This window comes from Ruminococcus sp. Marseille-P328, from assembly GCF_964249465.1.
Classification (GTDB): domain Bacteria; phylum Bacillota; class Clostridia; order Lachnospirales; family Lachnospiraceae; genus Blautia_A; species Blautia_A faecis.
The window spans coordinates 1-3,277 of the sequence record NZ_CAXUBQ010000054.1 but is presented as its reverse complement, the minus strand read 5'-3'; the positions used below and the strand labels follow the sequence as shown (position 1 = coordinate 3,277).

At 35.7% G+C, this 3,277-nt stretch carries 3 protein-coding genes and 1 pseudogene; 2 read left to right on the top strand and 2 right to left on the bottom strand.

Annotated elements, in window-relative coordinates:
• Window positions 1–53: 53 nt before the first annotated feature.
• Both ACESTK_RS20335 and ACESTK_RS20330 read right to left on the bottom strand, forming a co-directional pair.
• A complete protein-coding gene (locus ACESTK_RS20335; protein WP_373120621.1) occupies window positions 54–485 on the bottom strand; it encodes a group II intron maturase-specific domain-containing protein in 432 nt (143 codons plus the stop codon).
• 66 nt (window positions 486–551) lie between these two features.
• Window positions 552–776: pseudogene (locus ACESTK_RS20330) on the bottom strand (reverse transcriptase domain-containing protein); the annotation flags it as partial.
• A gap of 502 nt (window positions 777–1,278) precedes the next feature.
• Here ACESTK_RS20330 and ACESTK_RS20325 point away from each other — a divergent pair.
• Both ACESTK_RS20325 and ACESTK_RS20320 read left to right on the top strand, forming a co-directional pair.
• Window positions 1,279–1,812 carry a hypothetical protein gene (locus ACESTK_RS20325; protein ID WP_373120620.1) on the top strand — a complete coding sequence of 178 codons (534 nt, stop codon included), beginning with the start codon at window positions 1,279–1,281 and terminating at the stop codon, window positions 1,810–1,812.
• A 485-nt stretch (window positions 1,813–2,297) separates the two neighbouring features.
• Window positions 2,298–3,065 carry a hypothetical protein gene (locus ACESTK_RS20320; protein WP_373120618.1) on the top strand — a complete coding sequence of 256 codons (768 nt, stop codon included), beginning with the start codon at window positions 2,298–2,300 and terminating at the stop codon, window positions 3,063–3,065.
• Window positions 3,066–3,277: the final 212 nt, after the last annotated feature.

Genomic DNA, 3,277 nt, shown 5'->3' with positions numbered 1-3,277 from the left:
CCATAAAAATAACCTCCAAACTGAGTAATTTTATCTTACATCAGTTTGGAGGTTTACACAAACTTTGGGATGCTCCCGTAGTAGGATAAGGGATTGAGCAAATTAGCTCCGTCTTTTATCCTATTTTCAAGTAAATCTTTACTGATAATGAAATTTACTACGCTCATTCCACATCTTCTGTACCATCCAAGTCTTGAGTTCGCAACTTTAAAAATTTCTTCCTGATTACATCCAGTCTTATTTTTCCAGTTTAGATAACTTAAATTTCTATAGATGGTTTTTGGCTTTTTCCACTGTTTCATTACAATCACTCGCATTTTGTGTCTCAGCCATTCCCCAAGTTCTTCTATAAACAGCTTCATCATTCCTATTCTGAAATAATTTATCCACCCTCGTACAATCTCGTTTACTCTTTTAATTGTAACTGCAAGTGGTCTTGCTACCGCTTTTCCTCTTTTCAGATATTCGCTTAGCTTCTTTTTCAACTTCTTTTTCTTTTCATTGGTCGGTCTGACTTTCCATTCCGAACCATTCTTTAGGAATGTAAATCCAAGATATTTACTTCTTGTCGGTCTTACCACTTTCGTTTTCGTAGCATTTACTTTCAGGAATAGCTTTCTTTCTAACCAGCTACAAATGGATTTCATTACTCGATTGGCTGCCATCTCACTTTTGGTGAATATCAGCACATCATCGGCATACCTTGTGAAACGAAGTCCTCTTTGCTCCAGTTCTTTATCTAACTTATCAAGATAAACATTAGAACATACAACCGAAAGTGGACCACCTTATGACGAGATAAACGTTATGACGAGTTAACGCTGATTATCTGCGTAAATATGGGATTTCTTTAAATTTATCTCGGCATAATACAAGCAAAAATGCTACACTTTGTTATTCTGTAATCATAAAAAAAGAAAGGAGTCATAAACTCATGAATCTTGAAATGATTACAGAAGGACTAAAACAAAGGCAACAAATATCGTACAGTCGTGATAGCAGACGCGACAGCAACTCCAGAAGAAGATTTTTTGACGGATAAGCTGTATTACATAGCAGATATACCAGGAAAATTACAGTATATAAAAAAGAAGATGATCCTGAACCAGGATTTCGCGGTCTTATGTTCGAATCGGAAGTGTAAGGTTAGGAAAGTCACCGCTTGAAAATTTGTATGGTGTTTTTATATATAACGAAGATTATCTTGAAAAGAAAGCGTTTATGTCTGGCTGTGGCTTATACATAAAATGGGAAAATTGTATAAATGACATAGGCTATATGGATGAGACGTTTTGCTTTGAAAATGATAATGTTGTACTCCGATGCCTGTGGCATAAGAAAAAAAGTGAACAGAATCATCCATTATTAAGGGGAGATGATTTCTGTGCCTGCCACATGGTATCGGATTATTGTTATGAAAAAAGTGCAGAATATCTGAAAGAACAGGCAAACCGGAAAAAGGAAGAATTGTTTCAAAAATTTAAAGAAGAACATAAAAATCGGAGCTGTAAGATGGATATGTCTTATAACTACGAGAAGCAGGAATGGAGCCTGAAGTATGATCCAATGAAGTGCAGTTGTGAACCAGGAGATTACTGTACGCTGCGTGGAAGAACGCTTTCCAAAAAGACAGGGAATATCTACTACGATATAAAGGTATCTACAATTCGAAAAGACGATACATTTTTTGCGGGTGAGCCTGTAGTTACGGTCACAAAAGGAAAGAGATTTTTGCAAAGCAAGATTTCAATTGATATTTGTGAGGAAATTATAAAAAGGAACCGTGAGGATATTTTTAATAAGGAATGGTGAAATGGTTATTCTATGCGGCCTCTCTGACGGTGAACTGTAATTTGCTTATCTGGGGTAGAATATAGAGCAGAGAATACATAAAAAAATTGCATGGAATGAAACTCAGAAGCGGACTGCATATGAGGTATCAATCTACGGTCTGGAGAATGCTGATGGCGTTCGGAATAAGGTATTACGCGAAAAAAAAGATTCATTAAATTTTTATGATAACTAAATACTACACATTTGAGACTGTGATGGAATTGACACAAAATTGCAGGATGATATAATAAAAATAGCATTTGGCAGCAGGTACTGCAGTAATTCTTATCTCGATTTTGTTTGAGATTAAAAATAATGTATGCGTGAATAGAGCACCCAAAATCAAGGAATTTTTGATTTTGGGGCGCTTTTTGTTATTTCAAAATGCCAATATCCAAATTTTCTATACGAAAGGGGGAATCCTGTGCTGTACCAATTCCATATGGTGAAAGGAAGATGATATTATGCATAAACCGAGGCGGAGATCCAAATATTTCGAAAGGTTTTATTTTGAATATGATGGCATCTTATATTTAAGCAAAAGAAATTGTTGTGAGAAGCTTGGTTTTGAGTATGGCTCTGTTTTAGGGTATAGACGCATTCAGAAGTGTACATTCAGAAAGGCACTTGATCATTTCAAAGAAATACGTGAAAAGAGCCAATTTGTTTTTCGTAATCGAAAGTGGAAGAACCTGGATAATTGCTGTGAGTTTTATGGGTTGGAAAAGGACAATGTACGTCATTATCAATATGATTACGGTGATACTATTCAAGAAGCATTAGAAAAAGCAATCAAGCATGCCCAAAAGATAAAATTCAAGTATAGGGGAAAAACTTATCCTTCCTTTGCAAAATGTTGTGAAAAAATGGGTATACCAGTATCGACAGTACGAAAATATATAGCGGAAACTGGAAAATCTAAGGCTGTTGCATTGACCCATTGCATAAAAAAAGCGGAAGAAAGAAAATATAGTAATCCGTCCCCGTTTTTCTATAGAGAAAAAGAATATGCAATGTTTACAGAGTGCTGTCGTGAATTTAATCTGGAGCCAAACAAGGTCAGACAAAAAAGCGTTTCGCTGAATAGCTCGTTACAAGATGCACTGGATTTCTTTCTCTTAGATCACCCTGTAAGGAGAAAAAATTTTTTGATGACAATTATTCTATTGAATCGGTATCCGCAACATGCAGGCAATATGGAATTAAAAGAGCTGATATTTACAATTATATAAAAGACAATCAGTGTTCCAAGGAAGAAGCAGTCAGGTATTACATTCGCAAAAATGAAAAGAAACAGTTAAAAGTCCAGAGAAAAGCAGCACTTAAAGAGAAAGGAAAAATGCCGGAACCACAGAGAGTTGTTGTTATGGCACAGGAATATGTTGCATTAAAAGCCAACAGGGAACGAATAACAAGACAGGAGGCAATAGAAAAACTACTGGAG